Origin of the sequence: Clostridium sp. OF09-36 (assembly GCF_003481985.1) — a bacterium.
Lineage (GTDB): Bacteria > Bacillota > Clostridia > Lachnospirales > Lachnospiraceae > Brotaphodocola.
In genome coordinates this window covers 23,423-42,582 of the sequence record NZ_QUMD01000028.1, presented here as the reverse complement: position 1 = coordinate 42,582, position 19,160 = coordinate 23,423, and the positions used below count along the sequence as shown (strand labels likewise).

At 48.9% G+C, this 19,160-nt stretch carries 15 protein-coding genes, 1 pseudogene and 1 riboswitch; of the genes and pseudogenes, 5 read left to right on the top strand and 11 right to left on the bottom strand.

Going from position 1 to position 19,160, the window contains the following annotated elements; translation table 11 throughout:
• From DXA97_RS16320 to DXA97_RS22420, 10 genes and pseudogenes are all read right to left on the bottom strand, one after another.
• On the bottom strand, nt 1-1,635 hold a 1,635-nt coding region (locus tag DXA97_RS16320; protein WP_147355590.1), incomplete at its 3' end, for a heavy metal translocating P-type ATPase.
• 107 nt (nt 1,636-1,742) lie between these two features.
• Complete coding sequence (locus DXA97_RS16315; RefSeq protein WP_118721115.1) at nt 1,743-2,051, bottom strand: metal-sensing transcriptional repressor; 309 nt, start codon at nt 2,049-2,051, stop codon at nt 1,743-1,745.
• A gap of 382 nt (nt 2,052-2,433) precedes the next feature.
• The gene (locus DXA97_RS16310; protein ID WP_182436937.1) at nt 2,434-6,051 is read right to left on the bottom strand and encodes an AMP-binding protein; all 3,618 of its coding nucleotides are present in this window, start codon (nt 6,049-6,051) and stop codon (nt 2,434-2,436) included.
• Nucleotides 6,052-6,655: 604 nt separating this feature from the next.
• On the bottom strand, nt 6,656-7,228 hold the full coding sequence (locus tag DXA97_RS16305) for a GNAT family N-acetyltransferase (protein ID WP_118721112.1): 573 nt from the start codon (nt 7,226-7,228) through the stop codon (nt 6,656-6,658).
• Between the two features lie 44 nt (nt 7,229-7,272).
• The gene (locus tag DXA97_RS22435; protein WP_347561674.1) at nt 7,273-7,620 is read right to left on the bottom strand and encodes an ABC transporter ATP-binding protein; all 348 of its coding nucleotides are present in this window, start codon (nt 7,618-7,620) and stop codon (nt 7,273-7,275) included.
• Between the two features lie 29 nt (nt 7,621-7,649).
• Nucleotides 7,650-8,060, bottom strand: a complete 411-nt coding sequence (locus DXA97_RS22430) for an ABC transporter ATP-binding protein (RefSeq protein WP_347561672.1) — start codon at nt 8,058-8,060, stop codon at nt 7,650-7,652.
• Nucleotides 8,057-9,124 carry an iron ABC transporter permease gene (locus tag DXA97_RS16295; RefSeq protein ID WP_118721111.1) on the bottom strand — a complete coding sequence of 356 codons (1,068 nt, stop codon included), beginning with the start codon at nt 9,122-9,124 and terminating at the stop codon, nt 8,057-8,059. Before DXA97_RS16295 ends, DXA97_RS22430 begins: the two co-directional genes overlap by 4 nt.
• A gap of 31 nt (nt 9,125-9,155) precedes the next feature.
• On the bottom strand, nt 9,156-10,304 hold the full coding sequence (locus tag DXA97_RS16290) for an ABC transporter substrate-binding protein (protein ID WP_243107715.1): 1,149 nt from the start codon (nt 10,302-10,304) through the stop codon (nt 9,156-9,158).
• Nucleotides 10,305-10,504: 200 nt separating this feature from the next.
• Nucleotides 10,505-10,691: riboswitch (cobalamin riboswitch) on the bottom strand.
• 36 nt (nt 10,692-10,727) lie between these two features.
• Nucleotides 10,728-11,858: an HD domain-containing phosphohydrolase gene (locus DXA97_RS22425; RefSeq protein WP_347561673.1), complete on the bottom strand. Its 1,131-nt coding sequence runs from the start codon at nt 11,856-11,858 to the stop codon at nt 10,728-10,730.
• Nucleotides 11,859-11,885: 27 nt separating this feature from the next.
• A pseudogene (locus DXA97_RS22420) lies at nt 11,886-12,427 on the bottom strand (GGDEF domain-containing protein); the annotation flags it as partial.
• Nucleotides 12,428-13,183: 756 nt separating this feature from the next.
• Here DXA97_RS22420 and DXA97_RS16280 point away from each other — a divergent pair.
• The 5 genes from DXA97_RS16280 (at nt 13,184) to DXA97_RS16265 (ending at nt 17,988) form a co-directional block, all read left to right on the top strand.
• A complete protein-coding gene (locus DXA97_RS16280) occupies nt 13,184-13,576 on the top strand; it encodes a GyrI-like domain-containing protein (protein WP_182436936.1) in 393 nt (130 codons plus the stop codon).
• A gap of 91 nt (nt 13,577-13,667) precedes the next feature.
• Nucleotides 13,668-14,501: an MATE family efflux transporter gene (locus DXA97_RS22415; RefSeq protein ID WP_347561671.1), complete on the top strand. Its 834-nt coding sequence runs from the start codon at nt 13,668-13,670 to the stop codon at nt 14,499-14,501.
• Nucleotides 14,498-15,037: an MATE family efflux transporter gene (locus DXA97_RS22410; protein ID WP_347561670.1), complete on the top strand. Its 540-nt coding sequence runs from the start codon at nt 14,498-14,500 to the stop codon at nt 15,035-15,037. The genes DXA97_RS22415 and DXA97_RS22410 overlap by 4 nt, the downstream gene beginning before the upstream one ends.
• Before the next feature lie 325 nt (nt 15,038-15,362).
• Nucleotides 15,363-16,661, top strand: a complete 1,299-nt coding sequence (locus DXA97_RS16270) for a threonine/serine exporter family protein (RefSeq protein ID WP_182436935.1) — start codon at nt 15,363-15,365, stop codon at nt 16,659-16,661.
• A 199-nt stretch (nt 16,662-16,860) separates the two neighbouring features.
• A complete protein-coding gene (locus DXA97_RS16265) occupies nt 16,861-17,988 on the top strand; it encodes a 5-methyltetrahydropteroyltriglutamate--homocysteine S-methyltransferase (RefSeq protein WP_118721107.1) in 1,128 nt (375 codons plus the stop codon).
• 188 nt (nt 17,989-18,176) lie between these two features.
• Here DXA97_RS16265 and DXA97_RS16260 read toward each other — a convergent pair whose 3' ends face one another.
• Nucleotides 18,177-19,151: an alpha/beta hydrolase gene (locus tag DXA97_RS16260; RefSeq protein ID WP_118721106.1), complete on the bottom strand. Its 975-nt coding sequence runs from the start codon at nt 19,149-19,151 to the stop codon at nt 18,177-18,179.
• Nucleotides 19,152-19,160 lie beyond the last annotated feature (9 nt).

Sequence of the window (19,160 nt, the reverse complement as noted above, 5' to 3'; positions counted from 1 at the left end):
CTGATCTGCCGTTTTCCGGATCTCACCGGATACGGATGCAACGCTGCTGATAAAGGTGAAGTTTCCGCCGCAGAGTTCGCTGCCCTCGTAAATGGCAGAAAGGCCATTGCCCGGAAGGGCTGCGAAGTCTTCCACCTCGCCTGCGGTAATGCCGTCTGCCTCTGCACGCTCGTTGATCGCACGAGCAAGCGGATGCTCGCTCTTCTTTTCCAATGCATAAGCCAGTTTCAGAAGTTCCTGCTCACTGTCTGCCTCTGCCAGGACCACATCGGTCACCTTCGGCTCACCGCTTGTGATGGTACCGGTCTTATCCAGTGCCACGATGTCCATCTTGCCAGCTTCCTCTAAGGAAACTGCGGTCTTAAACATAATGCCATGCTTCGCGCCCATGCCATTTCCTACCATAATGGCAACCGGAGTCGCAAGACCCAGCGCACACGGGCAGCTGATGACCAGCACGGAAATGCCGCGTGCCAGAGCAAAGCCAATGCTCTGTCCGGCAAACAGCCATACCAGTGTGGTCAGCACCGCAATCGTGATGACGGTTGGCACAAATACACCAGATACCTTATCGGCAACCTTTGCGATCGGCGCCTTGGTCGCTGCTGCATCGCTGACCATCTGGATGATCTGGGAAAGAGTGGTGTCCTCGCCGACTCTCGTTGCTTCGCAGCGGATAAAGCCGGACTGGTTCACGGTTGCGGCAGACACGCTGTCTCCCACCGTCTTGTCGACCGGAATGCTCTCACCGGTCAGGGCTGCCTCATTTACGGCACTGCTGCCCTCTAATACCACGCCGTCCACCGGAATGTTCTCACCCGGGCGGACCACAAAGACATCGCCCTTCTGGACCTCTTCAATGCCAACGGTAACTTCTTCGCCGCCGCGCACCACCACTGCCGTCTTCGGAGCCAGCTTCATGAGGCTCTTCAACGCATCGGTTGTCTTGCCCTTGGAGCGGGCCTCCAGCATCTTTCCGACTGTGATCAGCGTCAGGATCATAGCTGCGGACTCAAAATAAAACTCGTGCATGTAGCTCATGACCGCATCTGCATTGCCCTTTACCTGGGCATCAGTCATGGCAAACAGTGCGTAGGTGCTGTAAACAAACGCCGCCATGGAGCCAAGCGCTACCAGAGTATCCATATTCGGCGCTTTGTGCCAGAGGCTCTTAAATCCGCTGAGAAAGAATTTCTGGTTGATGACCATGACAATGGCTGTTAAGATCAACTGGATCAGTCCCATGGCCACATGGTTTCCATCGAAAAACTTCGGAAGCGGCCATCCCCACATCATGTGACCCATGGAAAAATACATGAGCACGATCAAAAATCCCAGGGAATACCAGAGTCTGCGTTTTAAGACCGGCGTCTCATGGTCCTTTAATGCTTCCTCTGCATCCAGCGCCTGCGCTTTCACTGCCCCGTCTTTTCCGGTACCTTTTAACAATGCACCGTATCCGGCTTCCTGCACTGCCGAAATGATATCAGCTGCACTTGCCGTGCCCTCCACTCCCATGGAGTTGGTCAGAAGACTGACCGAACAGGATGTCACGCCCGGCACCTTGGAAACCGCTTTTTCCACACGGCTGCTGCAGGCTGCGCAGCTCATACCGGTTACTGTATATTGTTCCATATTGCTTGCAAATTCCTCCTTCTTTGTTTCTATCTCAAAAACACTTACAGCGTTTTCGCTCTCCATTTTTTTCCTGCACCGTTTCTATGGCACTCAGACTACGGCTATTACTTCATCAGACGCTGCAAAACTTTCAGCAGTTCATCGATTGTTTCATCGTGACCTTCGCGGATGTCATTCGCCACACAGGTACGCAGATGATTCCCTAAAAGCACCTTGTTAAAGCTGTTGAGCGCTGCATTCGCCGCTGCCACCTGGATCAGAATATCCGGACAATAGGCATCCTGCTCCACCATATTGCGGATTCCGCGGATCTGCCCTTCGATGCGGTTTAAACGGTGGATCAGGTCCTTGTATTCCTTTTCGGAACGCTCTTTCTTTTTATGACAGCAGTAGCACTTTTTTTCTTCTTTCATTTCTGCCGCCTGCGCCTGTTCCGTTGGAACGGTATCATCATTCTGAGTTTTATTTTTCACCTGAGCGCTGTTTTCCATTCCAGTTGTAGTATCCAGCGGAACACCATTTTCCATTCGGATTGTATCGTCTTTCTGAGCACAGCCTTCCATCTGGGTATTATCATCCATATGAATACAGCAATCCTTTCGGTTTTTATTTTCCATGCAATTCCACCTTTCCTGTGATGTCAATGCTTCGTTCACATACCCCCACGGGGTATATTGAGTATAGAAAAAAACTTCACATCTGTCAATAGGCAGCGTGAAGTTTTTTTCTCAATAAGGTAACATACATTTCATTTGCGCAATGCATGAACAGTAACGTATCCCTGATTGCTATTTTTTATTTCCAAATAATCTCCGCCGGCACATGTGCCTTTCCGCACTGCGCCTCTACATAAGCCTTCAGCGCATCTTCGTCCTGCTCCATGGTTCCTTTGACTTCGGCTGTCAGAAGCAGTTTGTTGCCCTCTGCGTAGCGGACATACGCTTCTGCCTCTTCCACGCCCGGGATCTGTTTCAGCACAGTTTCCAACTGATGCAGATCGTGGAAATGGCGGCCCGTCAGTCCCTCCTGCATAATGATTCTGCCGCCCTGTTCCAGAAAATCCAGGGAGCCGTCCGGCAAAATTCTTGCGATCCGGCCAGTATCATACAGCTTTCCAGGGCCGTACGGGTTTGTGATCTCATCTAAGCAGGTTTCCGGCTTGTGATCCATCACATACAGCTCTCCCCAGGCTCCAAACGGCTTCTTCTTGCAGTTCTCATCAAAGACATACACCTTGATCTGCTCTTTTCCATCGACACCGCTTACCAGCTGTCCTCTGGCTTCCTGGTTCAGTGCTTCCACCAAAATCGTGTAATGCAGCGGGAAGAGCTTGTCCGGCAGATGCCGTTTTAAGCGGCGCACCAGTGTTTCCTCCTGCATGGCATCCATCAGACATTCCATCACTTCCATAAAGTTCTGAAGCTGAAGGGTGTCAAACCGGTTCTCCCAGTAACGCAGTTCATAGTAATAACCGCGATCATCGGTAAATACCTGCAGATGGAACGGCAGGGAATCTAACTGCAGATGTTCCCGCTTCGCCGGATACCCTCCCACGGTATTTAAGTTCACAATGTCACCCTGATACTGGAAGAACATCTCGTCCGCATGCAGGTTCGATATGTAACAGCGCATGGTATCCATGATCTGTTTTCCGTTTTTCTTTAGCAGCTCCGGCACCGTCTGGTCTTTTTCCTCCGTGCAGCGGAAGAAATACGTCAGAAACAACGGACCAGCAAGACGGTTCCAGCGGCTGTCGGTTCTTCCACTGTGAATGGAAGAAGAAACCGTGTCTTTTTCATTGCTGAACAGACCAATGCTTAAATTGTATGCAGTCAGGAAAAAGACGTTCTCTGACACTCCGTATTTTTTGCAGAATGCCGTAATGTTTTTCCGGTTCAGGCTCTCAAAACGGCCTTTTAACACAGCATCTACTCCATGCTCCAGATGATAGCAGTCCTTCCGGGCAAGGATGCTTTTTCTTACCTTGAAATCCTTCATCAGGCCGCGGAAATATTCCTCATTTTTCGCACGCAGTCCTCTTGCATCCCGGTCTTTTTCATCCAGGATGTACTCGTAAAACGTATAGGTTTCCGGCTCTACCGCCTTGCCCAGATACAGCTGGTTTAAGTCCTCCAGCAGCACATTCATGGTCATGCCATCGCCGATGATATGGGCAATGTCAAAGAAGAAATAGTTTGCGGAATCAGTCTGGTAAATGCCAATGTGGAACAGGTTTTCTCCCTCGCCGTACAGATACGGATACAAAAGTTCCTTCCGCGTCTCCTCCCACTGGGCATCCCCAAGCTTCACGACCGAAATCTCAATCTTGCGTTTATCATCGCGGAACATCTGGTAACGGCCCTCGGACATCTGGATGATGGCCTTTAATTCCGGATGCACCTCAAACAGCTGCTCCACCGCAAATTTCAGGCGGCGCAGGTCGGTACGCTCATCCAGCTTGTAGAAAAACGGCAGGTTTGCCGTGGTATTTCCACGCATGACATAGGCAAAATAGAGCTGCAGGTTGGTCAGCGGATATACTGGGCGCACCGTGTAATCCACCTGGTTTTTCCCTGCTCCCTCCTTTGCAAATGCCTCCAGCTTCAGCACGGATGCGTGCTGCACCAGATCATCTAATGTCATGGAAATCTTTAAGATCTGGTACAGATCTGTCAGCAGCATGACGCTTCCAAGGGAGTCCAGGCCAGCCTCATAAAGCTCCGTACCGATTCCAAAACGGCGGTGTCCCAGCACGCCTGCAATGCACTCATAAATCTGCTTCTGAAGCTCCGTTTCCGGCATACGCAGGTTCTTTTCGCTCTGTTCCTCAGTCTTTTTGCCTTCCAGATACTGGTTACGGATGATCTTTTTCGAAGAGGTTTTCGCAAATGGAATTTCCCGGATATTGCTGCGCAGAATGCGCTTAAAGGTCGGCAGCTCTTCATTGTGTTTTTTGATGATCTGGGCCACGGTTCCATCAATATCAGTGATATTCGCAGCCTCCGCATACTTGTAGTTCGGGTACACCTCTGCGCAGATCATGTCATCTGCCCCGTACACCAGAATGTCCTCGATCAGGCGCTCATCTTCAAAGAGATTTTCCAGTTCCTCCGGTGCTACATTCTCACCGTTGCTTAAGATGATTAGGTTCTTTTTCCGGCCGGTCAGGTATAAGAATCCCTCTTCATCGACATGACCGATATCGCCCGTGCAAAGCCATCCATCTGGCGTGATTGCTTCCGCAGTCTTATCCGGTTCCTTATAATATCCCATCATGACAGACGGGCTCTTTACCTGGATCTCGCCATCCACGATCCGCACCTGGCAGCGGTCCACGATACGGCCAACCGATGCGATCTTATCCGGTCTCGTCCAGTCTGGGGAAGAAATCTTCGGGGAACACTCCGACATGCCGTAGCCCTGTGCAATGGCAATGCCAAGACGCTGGTAATTCGCTGCCAGATCCGGTGCCAGGTAGCCGCCGCCGCTGATGATCTTGTGAAGTCTGGTTCCAAGCACCTGCTCCTTCACCTTGCGGACCGGGATTTCCGGGTGCTGGCGGTTCAAGATTGCAATGCGGTTATACAGTGCTTTCGCCATCATCGGAACCATGCGGATGACCGTCGGCTCAAACAGCAGAATATGCTCTGCCAGCTTCTTCATATCGCGGTTTAAGCAGAGGATCCCGCCATAACGCATGACCGTAAACACATCACCGTTTAAGCAGAAAACATGGTGGATCGGCAGGACATTTAAATAGATTTCATTCTCTGGATGATTGGTGTCCGTGGTACAGAAGTTATTATCCATCAGGTTGCCGTTAGACAGCATCACGCCCTTCCCGCGCCCGGTCGTACCAGAGGTAAACAGGATCATGGCGCACTCCTCCGCCTTCGCATCTGACTCCACCTGTCTGCCTTCGTATGCCTTCAGGATCTTATCGGAACAGTTTACATGCTTGCCATGCTGCAGTGAAATATATTCCGTCACATTCGGGCAGGCATCCTGCACCTGCTCCGTGATCGGATGAAAGTCCCAGTCATAAAACAGCACATCCACATCCGAACGGTTCAGACAGTCCGCCAGCTTCTCCGCATTGAGCTGCACATCCAGCGGAATTCCCGTATCACCGCCGCTCATAACCCCAAGCAGCACCGCCAGATAATGGTGGCTGCTGACACCGAGAATGCCGACCTTCAGCTTATGCCCCACCTCGGCCCGCTTCTCCCTGGCCCAGGCCGCGATCGCATCGCACTCCTTCGCAAACTGCTCATAAGTAACACGGAAAACCTCTCCGTTTTCTTCATATTGTAAAAATACCCGGTCCTTATGCTCCGCTGCCGCATTGTGCACCAGCGCGTGGACCGTTCTTGTAGACTCGTAGGTGATCATACCATTCCTTTCATGGAGCAAATGTACTCCTGTGGATCCCACTTTCCGGGTTGGACGCATCGACGATACATTTTCAAGATCCCGCAAATTAAAAATGAGACAGATTTTTAGTATCTGTCTCAAATATAGCACCATGCTGTTTTTGTGTAAACCTTTTGACCAGTTCGAATTTTTAAACGAAAGGCACGACTTGCAAGAATTACAGAATTACGAGAATCAGGAACGATTGATTGATGTTTTCGTCATAGTATGATAAAATTACATTCATGGAACCCACAACAGGGGGTGGCAGCCTCCCGGACGAATGAACCGGTTTTTTCCGGAATACATACAAGGGAGGTGGCGCCGATGACCGCTTATGAAATTATTTCGATTTTCATTGGGATATTAGCTTTGCTGATGTCCTTTGGCAGTTTAATCGTAGCGTTGCTTGCCTTTCCCGATAAGAGAAACAAGCATAAATAAAAATGCCCGCCCTGTTAGCACCAGGACGGGCGCCTCTGTTTAAGAGGTAACAAGCCAGTTCGGGAACTCCACCTTTTGGAATGGGGCTCCTAAGAGACATCTGTTAGCGCAGATGTCTCTTTTAAATTTACTATAGCACAATCAGATACCGATTGCAATCTCATTTTTGTTTTTGCAACTCACACTTGTAAACACGCTGATAAAGAATTTTTTGAATCTGCTCGAATTCTTCCTGCGACACAGCCTTTCCGTATGTCATGATGCGAAGCGGCACCGGAGATTTTCCCTTGGAAATCGGCGGCTGCATGTACGGATAATCATTAAAAACAAAACCATTGCGCTCATAAAAGCCAATACGTCTGCGTGCCAATTCGGCGTCTGGAAGTTCCACCTCCAGGCAAACCGGCTTTTTACTAAGTTTTACCAGTTCCTGAAGCATACCGGAGCCTGTCCCACTGTTGCGAAGCTTCGGATTTACTGCAAAATGTTCAATAAAGATAAACTCAGCGAATTCCCATACGGCAAGAAAACCGGCTGGCTTATCTTTCAAAGCACTATCAGGAACTTGCGATTCTAAGCTTTCCGATCCGATTGGCATATAATAAATGCCATACTCCGGCTCTTCGAATAGAGCAAGCTGTTCCTCATATGGACGGTACTCATCATCAGAGAAGCTGGCTTCCATAATACGGTAAATTTCTGGAAATTGCGATATTACCATTCGCTGCAACATAGTAAATTCTCCTAAATCATTCCTATTTTGTAAAATTTCTTCTGTTACTTACAAGCTTTTTTCCTCACCCATCCCGGCAGATAATAAATCTGAACCTTCCCGGTCACATCATTTTTCGTAATCTGCGCTTCGATTCCAAAATACTTCCGGATGTTTTCCTGCGTCAGCACCGCTTCCGGTGTCCCACTGTCCACGATCTTTCCCTGATACAAAAACAGGATCCGGTCACAGTAAAGTGCTGCCAGATTTAAGTCATGAATCGAGGAAAAGACGGTGACATTCTGCCCGCGCAGAATATCCATGATCTGGTACTGGTAGCTGACATCGAGATGGTTGGTCGGCTCATCCAGCACGATATAGCGGCTTTCCTGCATCAGTACACGGGCCAGCAGAACACGCTGTTTTTCCCCACCGGAAAGGCTTAAATATGAGCGGTTTCATAGCCGGTCAGGCCGACTTCCCGCAGGCATTGTTCGCACAATTCCCGGTCTTTTGCGGTGTCACCTTCCAAAAATTTCTTGTGTGCGTAGCGGCCAAACATGACCATATCCCGCACGGTAAAGTCAAATTCCAGCTGGTTTTCCTGTGCCATGACAGCCAGTTCTCCCGCCATTTTCTTCGCAGAAAACTCTGTAATATCTTTGCCGTCTAAAAAGATCGTGCCGCCTTTTGGCTTATACGTGCGGTAAATATGCTTTAACAGCGTGGACTTTCCGCAGCCGTTCGGTCCCACAAGTCCCACAAACTCTCCGTTCCGGATTTCCAGGGAAATCTGCTTTAGAATCTGGTCATTTCCAATCTGGTAATCCAGATTTTTTACATATAAACTCATCGGCCCACACTTCCTTTCCGGATCAGATAGAGGAAGAACGGCGCACCGAAAAATGCCGCGATCACGCCGATCGGCAGTTCTTCCGGCGCAATGATGACGCGGGAGATCAGGTCCGCGATCATGGCGAACAGTCCACCTCCCAGGATCGATACCGGGATCAGCCGCTTATGCACGGAACCTACAAATCCGCGCATGATATGCGGCACGACCAGGCCTACAAATCCGATCACGCCGCTGACCGAAACGACCACGCCGGTCAGGACTGTGGAGGCCAGAATGATCAGCAGTTTGATGCGTCTGGTGTCAGCTCCCAATGTCTCTGCCACATCATCACCAAGCAGCAGCACATCCAAATCCCTGGAAACTAAAATGATGAGGATCATGGTCACAGCCGCCACGATAAAGACGTATTTTACCCGGCTCCAGGTCGCACCGCTTAAGGAACCCACCATCCAGTACAGCGCCATTTTTGTCTTATCTGAACCGTTGTTGAATCCGTACACGATCAGGTTTGTGGTCGCGGAAAACAACGCAGAAGTGGCAATTCCGGCTAAAACCAGCTGCGTGGAGGTAATCCTGCCCTTCAGGGAAGCGATGCTTAAGGAAAGGCATATGGCTGCTGCCGCTCCCAGCGTTGCGCCAAAGATTACCGCATAGCCACCCAGAAAGCTGAACCACCCCAAAATGATCACACTGACCGCACCGGCAGAAGCACCGGAGGAAATGCCCAGCACATACGGATCTGCCAACGGGTTCTTCGTCAGCGCCTGCATTAGCACACCGCAAAGCGATAATCCGGCTCCCACGATAAAGGCCATGATCACGCGCGGAAAGCGGATATTCCAGATGATATTTTCCGTTTTCTGCTCCCAGGTAACCGGAAACAGATCACTTCCCGATGCCTTATTTACGATGATCTTTAAGATTTCATCCGGCGACACATGGATGGCTCCAAGTGTCACGGAAATGGTTGTGACGAACGCGATCAGAAGCAGGACGATCAGGAGTGTTACGGCAAAACGGCCCGTTTTCCATCCATTGTTTTTACTGATTTCTGATTTCATTTTCTGTTTTTTTCTCCTAAAACGGGGCCAATTAGAATTTGTCCGGATACAGCTGCTTTGCGATCTCTTTGACAGCCTCTGCAGAACCTGCAGACCCCTGCATATCACTGCAACATGCAGAGTAGATCTTGCCCTCTTTGACAGCTCTTAAATCCTTGGTGAACTCGTTGGTCTCCAGGAAATTTTTCTTCTCAGAAATGTCTCCGGTGTAGTCCAGGATCAGGATCACATCCGGGTCGCGCTCTACCACTTCTTCCCAGGAAGGAGTTGCCCAGCCAGCCTCAATGTCATCAAAAATGGAGATTCCGCCAGCCAGTTTGATGATGTCGCCCGGCATACCCTGACATGCGGTAAACGGTGCATCCTCACCGGAATCATAAGCAAATACGGTAACCGGATTCTGGTAAACATCCTCACCGAGAGTATCTTTTACTTCCTGAAGGGTGTCCTTCATTGCCTGGATCTTCTCAGAAGCAACATCCTCTACCTGGAAGATTTTTCCTAAGGTCTCATAGTCCTTGTAAAGATCCTCAAAGGTTGCCTGATCGGAGCATACGTATGGGAAATACATGGCAATTCCGTTTGCATCACAGAACTCTTTTCCGAAGTTTTTATCAGAAAATACAGAGTCCCAGCCCATCAGGAAATCACAGCCGGTAGCTGCAAGCTCCTCTTTGGACAGATTGGAAATGCCCTTTCCTGCCTCCAGAAGCTGCGGCACCTTGTCTCTTGCCGGATACTGGGAAACCGTACTCCAGCAGCTTCCCTTCGTGTAACCAACCATCTGGTCTTCCAGTCCCAGATCAAAGAAGAAATCTGCCATCTGATCACCGGATGCCACAACAGCAGATGGCTTTTTGGTAAAGGTATATTCTACATTTTCACCCAGACCAGAACGCTGCAGGTTTAAGGTAATGGTAACCGGCTTGTAAGCTTCCTCTGCACCATCTGTCTTTGCCTCATCAGCTTTGGATTCTTCGGTTTCTGCCTGTTTCGATTCTTCAGTACTGCTCTCAGCAGCAGTCTCTGCCTTGGAAGCAGTATCTGCATTTTTTGCGCCGCAGCCAGCTACCAGGCTGTCATCATGCAGGCAGCCATCGTGAATGTTACCAGTTTCTTGTTTCTCATAATTGTTTTCCTCCTGATGTTGAAAATGAGTAAAAATTAATTTTCTGTACACCCATGCAGGAATGTGATGCAAAAACATAACTTGCCCTATCACAATGTCATATAAAAAAGAAAAAGCACCATTCAGCCTATCCAACGATAAACCGAATGATGCACCGTATTTTGCATCCAGGGGACACGTTTATTCCTGTTCACACATGCGTGTCAAACAGCAGACTTTCCCCTTGTTTCCCTTGCCATGTCATGGACCGTGACAGCAAAAGTGGAAAAAGCAGGTCTTCTGGCTTGCGCGGCAATGTTGTCCGATTTCTTCCCATAATGATACAGTGAAATGCAGACTGCCTTTTATGCGCTTACAGCGGCGGCACCGCACGGGACTTCCACCCGTTTCCCTTTTCACCGGTCCCAAACGACCGACACTGATTCCGCAGCATAGTTTACGACATACAGGCTGAAACTGTCAATACAAAACCTGTTATTTTCTACTTTTCCCTTTCAGTTCTTCTTCCAACTGGGTCAGGCAATGGATCAGCAATGGATTGAATGCCCCGCACTCCCCATTTTTGATCATTGCAATCGCAGTCTCATGGGAAAACACCTGCTTGTAGCACCGTTCACTGGTGAGTGCATCGTAAACGTCAGCCATGGATACCAGCTGTGCACTGATCGGGATCTTATCTTCTTTCAGTCCATCCGGGTATCCGCTTCCATCCCATCGTTCATGGTGCCAACGGGCAATTTCATAGGCTGTCTGCAGCAGCGGTTCTTTCTCAAAGTTCTCCAGCTTCTGGAGCATCTCGGCTCCCATCATGCTGTGCGTTTTCATGATCTCAAACTCTTCCTTTGTCAGTCTTCCTGGCTTGTTTAGAATCTTTTCATCTACTGCGATCTTACCAATATCGTGCAGGGCGGAAGCCAGCGGAATGTACTCTTTTTCTTCCGGCGTGAGCTTATATTTATCTGTGATCGTAGTCAGGTGATTTAACAGAAGCTCTGTGATTCTGCGGATGTTACGCACATGAGAGCCGCTTTCCCCATTTCGAAATTCCACGATCTGGCTCAACACCCCAACCAGCATGGACGTATTGTGCTCCTGCTTACGGATCTGCCTGGACACCAGCTGCACCAGACGCCGCTGCTTTTCATAGAGCTTGATGGTATTTGCCACACGGCGGTACACGATCCGTGCATCGAACGGGCGGTTCACATAATCAGAAGCTCCAAGCTCATAAGATTCACGGATCACCACCTCCGAGTCATCGCTGGAGATCATGATGACCGGAATATCTTCGATGATATGGTTTGCATTCATGGCTTTCAATACCCCAAACCCATCCAGTTTCGGCATATTGATATCCAAAAGTATCAGCGCGATCTGCTTTTGATTCTCATATAAGATTTTCAATCCTTCCTGACCGTCTTCTGCCTCCATGATCTGGTAATCGTCACTTAAGATTGCAGCAAGCAGCTCCCGGTTTAACTGGGAATCATCCACGATCAGGATCTTCTGGTGTTCCCGGCTGGAGGCAGCGCCATGTGCCAGACTCTGTTCCTCTTCGCTGCCCTCCACGATCACCTTGTTTTTATGACGCTTTGCCTGGTACATCAGGCGGTCTGCCCGGCAGACAACTGCTTCCATCGGCTCTGCAAGCGTCTGCATGGCACCTCCGATACTCATGGAAAGCTGAATATGCGCATACCCTGGAACACTGGCATGGTATACCTTTTCGCGTACCTGATCCAGCTTTGCCTGGAAGAAATGAGACGGAATCCCGACTAAAACCAGCAAAAATTCATCACCGCCATAGCGGATAAACATATCTCCCGTGCGGATGCAGGCGCGGACCGCTTTCGCCGCAGTTTCCAGGCACGGTCTCCCGCCTGGTGACCATAGGTATCATTATAGATCTTAAAATCATCCAGATCCATCAATGCCACACCGGAAGGACCGGTAAAATCATGCACAACTTCTTCATAATAACGGCGGTTATAAGCACCGGTCAGCGCATCGAGGTACAGCTTGGTATTGTATACCTTTTCCACCTCCAGCAAAGCTTCCAGCTTCTGCGTTTTCTGCTCCAGCTGTGCTTTATATTGTTTTAAGCGGTACTGCTCCGTGCGGTCCAGCACATAATTTACCCCCAGGATATCGCCCGTTTTCTCATCTTCAAACATCGCCAGATGATCCTCTGCCAGCATCGGCTCGTAGGTCGCCGTCCTCGTCCAATACGTGAAGGAAATATGGCGTTCCCCCTTTCGGTAACGCGCCAAAAGACTTTCCCGGTCCAGAACATCCAGAAAATCCTTTCGTCCTTCTTCCGGGATCGTCAGGGCCCACTGCGCCACGATCTCTGTAAAGCTGGAATTTTCCGGCATTCCAAGCTGTTTATTCAAGTCATAATTTACCCCGTCCACGACCTGATGCATGACACCCGGTATCAGGTTTTTTGTGAGGTTGATGCTGCAGTAACCATCTGCGATCGCAAAAACAGCTTCTTCCAAAAAACGGTTATTTAAGTCCATATGTTTCTCTTTTGTTTCCATGTTCTGATACACTTTCTATATTTAGGCGCAATATAGTAGTAATATAACACAGCCTCAACATCCTACGCGATATGCTTGGCAGATTTATGGCGAAATTTGTCGATTTTGAGCATAACTATCCATAAAATTCCCTCCAAAAAGACCGGTGAAACTGGCTTTTTTCCCAGTTTCACCGGTCTTTCCATTCCTGTTTCTTCTATATAAATATTTCCAATTATTGTCAATTAGTTCTCTTTATTTTTATTCCGTATTGAAAAATTTTGTTTCATTACTTTTTCTCTTGACTCTATAATCATTGTAGTGTTTATAATAAAAAACGTGCAATACAAAATGCAGCAGCATATAAAACTCATCAAAAAAACTTTGCAGTACAGAAAGGTCCTGCCTATGGATAAAAAAAATTTGTTTTTGAAGAAGCTCGACGAATCCCAGTCCGAAGCACTGATCTTCCTTGGCAAAGTCGGAGTCGGCATTTCCTGCGAACATCTATTGAGTCATCAGATTACTTCGTACGATGGAATCTTCCTCATGCTGGAGCAGGAGGATCTCTATCGCGGCAGCACACTCACACTGCCGGAAACGCTGGCTGTGCGGATCCGCTTTCACGGGCAGCATACCGAAGCACCGCAAGAGTACCGGAAGCTGCTGGACTATATTTCCATGCATAAAATGCAGATTACCGGCTTTTCCCGCGAAATCACGCTGATCGACTACGGTGTCACAAACGACACGGACAAATTTGTAACCGAAATCTGCATTCCAATACAGTGCAATGCGTAATGACTGCTCACGAACGCATGGAACTTAACAATTCACAGATTAAAAAGCTATCAGCCTGTAAAACCTATTTTCAATCAAAGGAGACATATTCATGGAACACAATTTAACGACCGGAAGCGTGCCGAAAACCATCCTGCTGTTCTCGCTTCCGTACTTTCTTTCTTATTTTCTTCAGACGCTTTACGGAACTGCCGACCTGTTCATCATCGGCCAGTTTAACGGAGTCGGTGCCACTACGGCCGTTTCCATCGGAAGCCAGGTCATGCACATGCTGACCGTCATGATCGTCGGACTGGCCATGGGAACAACCGTCATGATCGGACGTGCCGTCGGCGCCAATGACCGCGAACAGGTGAACCAGTCCATCGGCAATACCGTAACACTGTTCATGCTGCTTTCCATTTGCCTTACCGTAGTTTTGCTGTGCTTTGTAAAGCCGATCGTAGCAATCATGTCCACCCCGCAGGAAGCCGTGAAGGACACCATCATCTACTTAACGATCTGCTTTATCGGCATTCCGTTTATCACGGCTTACAACATGATCAGCTCCATCTTCCGCGGGATGGGAGACTCGAAAAGTCCGATGTATTTCATTGCCATAGCCTGTGCGTTTAACATTGCCCTCGACTACCTGTTCATTGGTGCACTGCATATGGGTCCTGCCGGTGCAGCATTTGGCACCACCCTGTCCCAGACGATCAGTGTGCTGGTCTCCCTGACCATGGTATTCCGTAAAAAAATGATTCCGGGCTTTCATGCAGCTGATTTAAAACCGGTCAGAGCAGTTATGGGAAATCTTTTTAAGATTGGCTTTCCGATCGCCATGCAGGACGGATTCATTCAGATCGCGTTCATCATGATCACCATCATTGCCAACCGCCGCGGCTTAAACGATGCAGCGGCAGTCGGTATCGTGGAAAAATGATCAGCCTGTTTTTCCTGGTCCCGTCCTCCATGCTCTCTACTGTTTCTGCACTCTCTGCCCAGAATATCGGTGCCGGAAAGCACGAACGGGCAAGCCAGACGCTGCTTTGCGCCATGAGTATTACCGTTTCCTACGGTATCATTATCTCCGTACTCATGCAGTTTCTGGGCGGCTCGGCAGTCCATCTGTTTTCTGATAACGCCGATGTGGTCCGTCTCGGCAGCCAGTATCTGCACAGCTACATCTGGGATGCCATTTTTGCCGGGATCCACTTCTGTTTCAGCGGATATTTCTGTGCGTATGGTCTTTCCGGTATTTCCTTTATGCACAATCTGGCTGCCATTATCTGCGCACGCATTCCGATCGCTTATCTGGCATCCAGACAGTACCCGGACACGCTGTTCCCGATGGGATTTGCCGCACCAGCCGGTTCATTTCTGTCTGTGATCATCTGCACCGGCGCGTTTATGTGGATGAAGCATGGGAAACACGCAGAAAAACTCTTCACAACTTCCCGACAGACCAATCATGATTAAAGAGCGCGCCCTACTTATATAAATTATTTGATTGAACAGAATGTGGCAGAAAGCCGCATGGATTATGAAACCAGGGGACGACTGCGGGTGGAATAGCAGATTTTTTCGAAAATCAAGCCATACAAATTTTATATAATCACTATATCAATGATACTGTTTTCATATTGTACACACAAAGGTATAATCTCTTTGAGAAAAATATGTCACTGTTTACGGGCAGCGCAAACAGCAGCAAAAATACCAGAAAAGAGTGAGTACCGATGATAAATAATCCCTTCACAACCGGTCAGCCGCAGGCTATACCGACATTATGGAAAAAAATCACATGGAAATTCCATGGCATGCTTATGCAGATGCAGACAGCCACGTGCTGATCGCAAAAGCCGGATTGATTGAAAAAGCATCCGTCATCGGTCGGGTTGGGCTGATCATGCTTTCCTGCGGAACCGGAGCCTGGCGTGTCCGCACTTCCATGAACCGGCTTTCCAGAGAACTGGGGGTTACGTGCGCGGTAGATGTTGGTCTTATGTCCATTGAATTTAACTGTTTTGACGGTCATGACTGTGTTTCCCAGTCACTGTGCATCGCCAACACCGGAGTCAACACAGCCAAACTATACCGCATGGAGCAGTTTGTTGACAGTTTTCCGCACGAGGAAGCGCACCTGACTGGAGAAGAAATCCACAAGTGCCTAGATGAAATCGAGAGAATTCATGCGCTTTACTCTCCGCTCCGGCTGGGTCTGGCGGCCGCCATCGCCTGCTGTGCTTTCACCTTTCTGCTTGGCGGAGGTCCTGTGGAAATGATCCTTGCCTTTCTTGCAGCCGGAATTGGAAACCTCATCCGCACCAAATTGATCAAGCATCATTTTACCCTCTATATGAATATCGCGGTCTCCGTATCCGTAGCATGCCTGGTCTATGCCCTGCTGCTGAACCTGGCCGAACTTATCTTTCATATACCCGAATTTCATGAGGCTGGATACCTGTGTTCCATGCTTTTCATCATCCCTGGATTCCCGTTTATTACCAGCGGGATCGACCTTGCAAAGCTTGATCTGAGATCCGGTCTGGAACGGCTTACCTATTCCATCATCATCGTTGTTGTGGCAACCATGTTTGCCTGGATCATGGCACTTCTTCTCAACCTGCATCCGCAGGATTTTTCTTCCATGAATCTTGCCCCGGGTCTTCACCTGCTGCTAAGACTGATTGCCAGCTTCTTTGGTGTGTTTGGCTTCTCCATTATGTTCAACAGCTCCATCCCGATTGCTGCGACCGCCGCCATCATAGGCGCCATCGCCAATACCCTCCGTCTGGAGCTTGTGGATCTTGCCGGTGTACCAGCTGCAGCCGCCGCATTCAGCGGTGCGCTCACGGCAGGACTTTTGTCTTCCCTGATCAAAAAATACAATGGTTATCCGCGGATCTCTCTTACCGTTCCATCCATCGTAATCATGGTTCCGGGGCTTTATCTGTACCGGGCAATCTACAACTTTGGCATCATGTCGCTGACCGAAGCAGTCTCCTGGTTCGCCGCTGCGATCATGATCATCATTGCTTTGCCTCTTGGACTGATCTTTGCCCGGATCATAACCGACAAAGCATTCCGTTACTGCACGTAACCAAATTTCCAATAAAATCAACAGACTCTCCACTGGCACCGCCTCGATATGTCAGACAACAAAAACAGCGATTCGCTATAGTTTTATCCTATGGCAAACCGCTGTTTTCCCATATTTTACAAATTCCCTGCTTGTCCGTACAATAAATACATCAATTCCAGACTGCAAATGGAAAAACAAACGAAAAGGAGCATTCCCCATGAGCAATTTCTATACACCATTCCGTTATGATTACGTAGGCAGCTTTTTACGCCCGGAATCCGTAAAAGAGGCCAAAAAACAGTTCGAAGAAGGCAAGATCAGCAAAGATCAGTTAGACACCGTGATCAACGATGCGATCCGCGATGTTGTAGCAAAGCAGAAGGCTGCCGGTTATCATGTGATCACCGATGGAGAATTCCGCAGAACCTACTGGCATCTAGACTTTATGTGGGGTTTTGAGGGTGTTGCCCACAAACAGAGCGGTTCCGGCGTACCGTTTCACGCAGAGCTTGCAGCAGTTGAAGATACTTATCTGGTTGGCAAGGTAAAAGCGAAAGCACATCCTTTTGTAGAGTACTTTAAATTCTTAAAGCAGTTCGAGGATGAGAATACCGTTGCAAAATATACCATTCCGGCTCCAGCCCAGATGTTCCAGCAGATGATCGTTCCACTAAACCTGGAAAGCACCAGAAAGTTCTATCCGACCAACGAAGAACTGATCCATGACATCGGTGTCGCTTACCAGGACGTGATCCGTCAGTTTTATGAAGCCGGATGCCGCAACCTCCAGTTCGATGACTGTACCTGGGGCGCAGTCGTAGGCGATGCTGCCAAACTGCGTTACAGTGCTCTCGGTCTTAATCTGGACGACGTAAAGACCGAACTTTTGAAAGTCAACAATCTGGCGCTGGAAGCAAAACCGGCCGACATGGTGATCAACTCTCACATCTGCCGCGGAAACTACCACTCTACCTTCTTTACCAGCGGTCCGTATGACTCCGTTGCAGATTATGTTTTCGCCCAGGAACACGTTGATGCCCTCTATCTGGAATATGACGATGAGCGTTCCGGTGGCTTCGCTCCGCTCGCAAAGGTAAGCCCGGACAAAAAAGTGGTACTTGGTCTGATCACAACCAAATCCCCGAAGCTTGAGGACAAGGAGACCGTAATCCGCCGGATCCATGAAGCTGCCAGATATATCCCGCTCGACCGCCTGTATCTCAGCCCGCAGTGCGGCTTCGCATCCTGCGAAATTGGCAATAAGCTCACCGAAGAAGAGCAGTGGGCAAAACTCGCTCTGGTCAAAGAAATTGCTGAGGAAGTCTGGGGCAGTGAATGTTTGTAAAATTTTGTAAAATTTTTTTGTGATATTTCGTGTTTGAAGAATATTGCATTCCTTGTCTGCATATGCTATAATGCCATTAGGCAAAAAGTAGCAATGTTCCACACGAACAAAGAACGAAGCCCTCAACCGTGTTGCCGCACAGTTGAGGGCTTCTTCTTGTTTATTATCCTGGCCAAGCATCCAGTCGGCTATTCTTTGTCATCCTCATGCTTACTGTCTAGCCATTTTCCTAACCACTCAAATATATCTTTAAACACCTCTTCCCGATTCACCTCATTCAGCACTTCATGGCGTGCCCCCGGATATAGCTTCATTGTTACGTCTTCCACTCCAATTTTCTGATACAGCTTCACCAGCTTTTTGACACCTTTCCCCTGCTCTCCCACCGGGTCCTGGTCACCGGACAGGATCAGATACGGAATCGTTTTCGGAATATATCCGTCTTGTTCTGCCTCTTCTGCAGCGCGGATCTCATGGAAAAAGTCCCGGTATCCTCCTGCCGTAAAGATAAAATTACAGACTTCATTGTGCAGAAAACGGTCTACATAACGCTCGTCCCTGGTCAGCCAGTCATAATGCGTCCGGATTGGCCAGAATTTCCGGCTGTAATTTCCAATCGACATTTCATACAGCAGACGGCTCCGATAATGATTTCCACATAATTTTCCAAACATCATCGCTAGCATTTCGCCGGTAAACACAAGGCCGGGAGATGGAAAACCTGTGCCTAACAGGATCACGCCATCCGGTTCTGCCCCCGGATAGGCCGCCAGATACCGTCTGGTCAGAAAAGAACCCATACTGTGTCCCAACATCACATGCTTCGCATGTGAGAACCGTTTGGCTCCGTAGCTGGCAATGCGGTGCATATCACGAATCAGGAACGTTCCACCCTGATGTTCCCCGAAAAATCCCCGTTCTTCTTTGCACGGCGCTGTTGAGCCATGTCCAAGACAGTCATGCCCGATCACGGCAATGCCATGCTCTGCCAGAAAAGATGCAAATTCTCCGTAGCGGCCCATGTGCTCATTCATCCCATGTACCAGCTGTACCCAGAGCCGAATCTGCGGCTGCTGTCCATTTTTTAATTCCGGCATCCACTCCACACAATGCAGCCTGTTTTTCCCGTCACTGGACGGCAGGTAAAATTCCCGTTTCTTCATTATATAATA